Raw genomic sequence first — 4,699 nt, 5'->3', positions numbered from 1 at the left:
CTTCCTTCCACAAGGAAGTTCTCGACAACCTGAACAGCATTCATGGCGCGCTGCTCCGAATGAACCGATCCATACAATTGTACGCTACCGTATGGAGCGTCTTTTGGTTCATGGCCGGGAGCGGACCGGGTGCAGCAGTCCGAATTTTTTGAAGGCGGACGAGTCCATTATCACCCTTGCGCATCTGTTTCGGCAGTATACGGGAAAGGCGCTCTCTGAGACGTTAAGCCGCATGACCAGCGACAAAAAGAGAATGGCCTACCTGGCTGAGGAAACCGCAAACATCACCGGCCTTTCCCTGTTCACGCAATATCTCACACTGCTGTTTGAAATTGACGGTCTTGTCCTCAACGACGACCGACATCTCAACAGCATTGCGGTCATTGCCAGAGACAGCTGTTTTGACTATTGTCCCATCTTCGACCAGGGTGCAGGACTGCTTTCCAATGTGATGTACAGTTCCTTTGAAATCGTCCCCAAATCTTTGATTCCTCAGGCCAAAGCACGGCCCTTTCAAACCACCTTTAACCGGCAGATCCACACCATGGAAAATCTGTACGGAAAGCAGCTGGAAATCCCCTCTTTTACCCGGGAACAGCTTGCGCAAATGGTGGAGCCGCTGTTGGAATACTACCCCGCCCGTGACCGGGAACTGATTGCCAACCGGGTCTGCGAAACGGTTTTGCTGCGGCAGAAATGCAGATGAACGCGGAATCGCTGCAAAACCCATTGTTTTCCATACAGCAATGGCGCATACGAAACGCACCAAATATCGAACCACAGGAGGCATCCCACCATGATTTTTCTTTGCTACCCCAAATGCACCACCTGCCAAAAGGCCCAGAAATGGCTTGACGCCAAAGGGATTCCATACGCACCCCGCCACATCAAGGAGCAAAACCCAACCGTGGCCGAACTCCGGCAGTGGCATCAAAAAAGCGGGCTTCCGCTGAAAAAGTTCTTCAATACCAGCGGGCTTCTTTATAAGGAAAAGCACTTTAGAGCCGCACATTGCACAATAAGTCATTCATAGATACTTTATTTGAGAGATCAATGCGGGGGATGCAGAGTTATCAATAATGATCGGATAACAGTCAGTTTGAAAATAAAACAGTAGATAATTGAAAATAGCTATTAATGAAAACTGTGTGCGCCCCGGTATTTTCAAGAAAAGCCCTTCTTGACTTCAAACGGGAAGCAAAAGGACTTTTCTGTATGGACTTGTAATGCGATTATGATAATTCTGCCTTATGATATCTTTGTTTCATCCTCTGTTGTTGCCAGATGCTCCAACCGACCCCATCTAATTTGCTTGAGTACTCTGGAATCTCCAGGAATGAACATATTGTGGTGTATCATCTCTACCTGAGCCGATACTCTCTTGGTGTCAGCCCAAAGCTGGCCTTGAACGCCCGGTTGAAATAGGACAGGTTCTTAAATCCGCACCGTTCCGCCACAGTCAGCACGGTATCATCGGTAGTTCGCAGTGCTTCTGCCGCAGCATTCAAACGATAAATGTTCAGGTACTCCGTGAAGCGCTGCCCGGTCATCTGCTTAAACCAGCGCATAAAATGACTGGGACTGCACTGGCAGACAGCGGCTGCTTCCGCCACAGGCAAATTGTCTGCAAAATGGGCGGTCACATATTGGAGCACCGTTTTGAGACGTCGGGTATCCCCATTTTCCCCGGGGGGCAGGCCATCGCTTTGAGCAACCAGCGCCGACAGCAGGCACAGCAGCAATCCCTTGATTTGCAGCTCATACCCCAGTACCCGGTCCCGGTTCACCGTTTCCAGCCGGCGCAGGCATTCCAAAACCGTACAATAGCAGGGGTGGCCCTGGGTCAGCCGGTGCGGCAGAGAAAGCCGTCCGCTTTGCAGAGGCAGCAAATACCTCCGATAGCACAAATCGCCGGAGCCGCCCAGCAGATCCACCTCATAAATAATGTTTTCATATTCCATAGTCTCTCCGGGAATCTGCCCCAGTCCATGAAGAACACCGGGGGCAAACACAAAGATATCCCCCGCCATGGCCGTCATCGACTCCAATCCTACCTGAACGGTACCCATTCCCTTCTTGACAAAAACCAGTTCCACGCTGTTTTGCCAATGCAAAGCCACCTGCGGGAAATCCTTTGGGATGGTGCAGGGATAAATGTCAAAGGGGAACCACTTTTCGCCGTGGCGCTTATTCTCCTGCAATGACGCTGTATCTGACATAGAATCACGCTCCTATGCTAGTATTGTATCATAAATTGATTGTTAAGTACAAGATATTATAGAATATTCGTGGTATAGTATGGGTATACAGATAAAAAAGGAGGAACCCTTTCATGACTATGACAGACACGCTCACCGCATTGACAGGAAAACCCCTTGGTGAATGCACCAACGGCGAGCTGTACCTTTCCCTTCTGAAGCTGGTAAACGAGAAGGCCGCCCAGCAGATCCGCCCGGTACAGGGCCGGAAGCTATATTATATCAGTGCGGAATTTCTCATCGGTAAGCTGCTGTCGAATAACCTGATCAATCTGGGGCTGTATGACGAAGTACGCTCTGCCTTGCAGTCCGCCGGAAAGAAGCTTTCCGACATTGAAGAGGTGGAACCGGAGCCTTCTCTTGGCAACGGCGGCCTGGGCCGTTTGGCGGCCTGCTTCCTGGATTCCCTGGCTACCCTGAATCTGCCGGGTGACGGTATTGGCCTGCGGTATCATTTCGGCCTGTTCCACCAGTCTCTGTCCAGCGGCGTGCAAAAGGAGCTGCCCGACCCCTGGCTGACAGAAAACAGCTGGGCGGAAAAGACAGACATCACCTACCCTGTCAAGCTGGGCGGGAAGAAATTCACCGCAAGGCTTTACAAGCTGGCGGTGACGGGCTATGAGGGCCGCACCAACACCCTGAACCTGTTTGATATCGACACCGTGGATGAAAGCATCGTCCGGGAGGGCATTTCCTTCGACAAGACTGCCATCGACAAAAACCTGACCCTGTTCCTGTACCCTGATGACTCCGATGAGGCAGGCCGTCAGCTGCGGATTTATCAGCAGTACCTGATGGTCTCCGCCGGTGCCCAGCTGATTCTGGCGGAGTGCGCCGCCCGGGGCTGCGACTATCACAACCTGGCGGACTACGCTGCCATCCAGATCAACGACACCCACCCCAGCATGGTGATTCCCGAATTGATCCGCCTGCTGGGCGAAAAAGGCATCGCCTTTGAGGAAGCCGTGGAAATCGTCACCAAAACCTGCGCCTATACCAATCACACCATTCTGGCGGAGGCGCTGGAAAAGTGGCCCCGGACCTATCTGGAAGTCGTTGTACCCCAGCTGATGCCCATTATCGAAAAGCTGGACGCAGTGGTTGCAAAGCGTACCAAGGACAAGAGTCTTGCCATCATCGACAAGGACGGCAAGGTGCACATGGCCCACATGGACATTCACTTCACCCACTCCACCAACGGTGTCGCCGCCCTGCACACCCAGATTCTGAAGGATTCCGAGCTGAAGGGGTTCTACAAGCTGTATCCTGAGAAGTTCAACAACAAGACCAACGGCATCACCTTCCGGCGGTGGCTTATGAAGTGCAATCCCCTGCTGACCGGCCAGATCGAGAACCTCATCGGCACCGGCTTCCACAAGGACGCCACCCAGCTTACAAAGCTTTTGGCCTATGAGAATGATACCTCCGTTCTGGAACAGCTGGCCGCCATCAAAAAGGAGAACAAGCGGGAGCTGTGCCGGTGGCTGAAGCAGGAGCAGGGCATCACCATGAACCCGGACGCCATGTTCGACATCCAGTCCAAGCGGCTCCATGAGTACAAGCGGCAGCAGCTGAACCTGCTGTACCTCATCCACCAATACTTCGAGATCAAGGCCGGACACCTGCCCCCGGTGCCCCTGGTATCCATCTTCGGTGCCAAGGCAGCCCCTGCCTACATCATCGCCAAGGACATCATCCACGCACTGCTGACCCTGTCCAAGGTCATTGCCGCAGATCCTGTGGTATCCCCGTGGCTCCAGATCGTGTTTGTAGAAAACTACAACGTCACCGCTGCCGAGAAGATGATTCCCGCCTGTGACCTGTCCGAGCAGATCAGCCTTGCTTCCAAGGAGGCCTCCGGCACCGGCAACATGAAATTCATGCTCAATGGCGCGCTTACCTTAGGTACTATGGACGGCGCCAATGTGGAGATCAGCCAGCAGGTCGGAAACGAAAATATCTATATCTTCGGTCAGACCTCCAATCAGGTGATCCGCCGCTACGCCGCCGGGGACTACAAGGCCTCCGAATGGTACGAGGGCGACCCCAACCTGCGCCGGGCCATCGACTTCCTCACCGGCCCCGAAATGACCGCCGCCGGCTCTTCTGAGCTGCTGAGCCGCCTGCAGACGGAGCTGAAGAACAAGGACTGGTTCCAGACTCTGCCGGATTTCAGCGCCTATGTGGTACGCAAGGGGCAGGCGCTGGCAGACTATGCCGCCAACCCTCTGGATTGGAGCAGACGGTGCCTGGTAAACATCGCCAAGGCTGGCCTGTTCTCCTCCGACCGCACCATAGCGGAATACGACCGGGACATCTGGCACCTGGGAAAATAATGATTTCAGGGGCTGTTAGAAAACTCTCCCTATCAGCACAGTAGCCAGTGCCACCCGGCGCTGGCTACAAAAAGTATTAAGAAACGGCTGCAGCCAGTTGAGGTT

General features: G+C 53.5%; 3 protein-coding genes and 1 pseudogene. 3 read left to right on the top strand and 1 reads right to left on the bottom strand.

Translation table 11 applies throughout. The annotated features are described in order from the left end of the window. Nucleotides 1-148: 148 nt before the first annotated feature. Nucleotides 149-706, top strand: coding sequence for a hypothetical protein (locus tag KQI10_RS11530; protein WP_216567549.1), 558 nt, complete (start codon nucleotides 149-151; stop codon nucleotides 704-706). 90 nt (nucleotides 707-796) lie between these two features. Then, nucleotides 797-991, top strand: a pseudogene (locus KQI10_RS11525) (glutaredoxin domain-containing protein); the annotation flags it as partial. A 370-nt stretch (nucleotides 992-1,361) separates the two neighbouring features. Here KQI10_RS11525 and KQI10_RS11520 read toward each other — a convergent pair. Further along, on the bottom strand, nucleotides 1,362-2,219 hold the full coding sequence (locus KQI10_RS11520) for an AraC family transcriptional regulator (RefSeq protein ID WP_216567548.1): 858 nt from the start codon (nucleotides 2,217-2,219) through the stop codon (nucleotides 1,362-1,364). Between the two features lie 113 nt (nucleotides 2,220-2,332). Between KQI10_RS11520 and KQI10_RS11515 the strand changes: the two genes are divergently transcribed. After that, entirely contained in the window at nucleotides 2,333-4,594 is a 2,262-nt protein-coding gene (locus KQI10_RS11515; RefSeq protein ID WP_216567546.1) for a glycogen/starch/alpha-glucan phosphorylase, read from the top strand. The last annotated feature ends 105 nt before the right edge of the window (nucleotides 4,595-4,699 follow it).

Origin of the sequence: Pseudoflavonifractor sp. MSJ-30 (assembly GCF_018918045.1) — a bacterium.
In the GTDB taxonomy this organism is placed as follows: Bacteria; Bacillota; Clostridia; order Oscillospirales; family Oscillospiraceae; genus Faecousia.
This window is presented reverse-complemented; position numbering and strand designations above follow the sequence as displayed.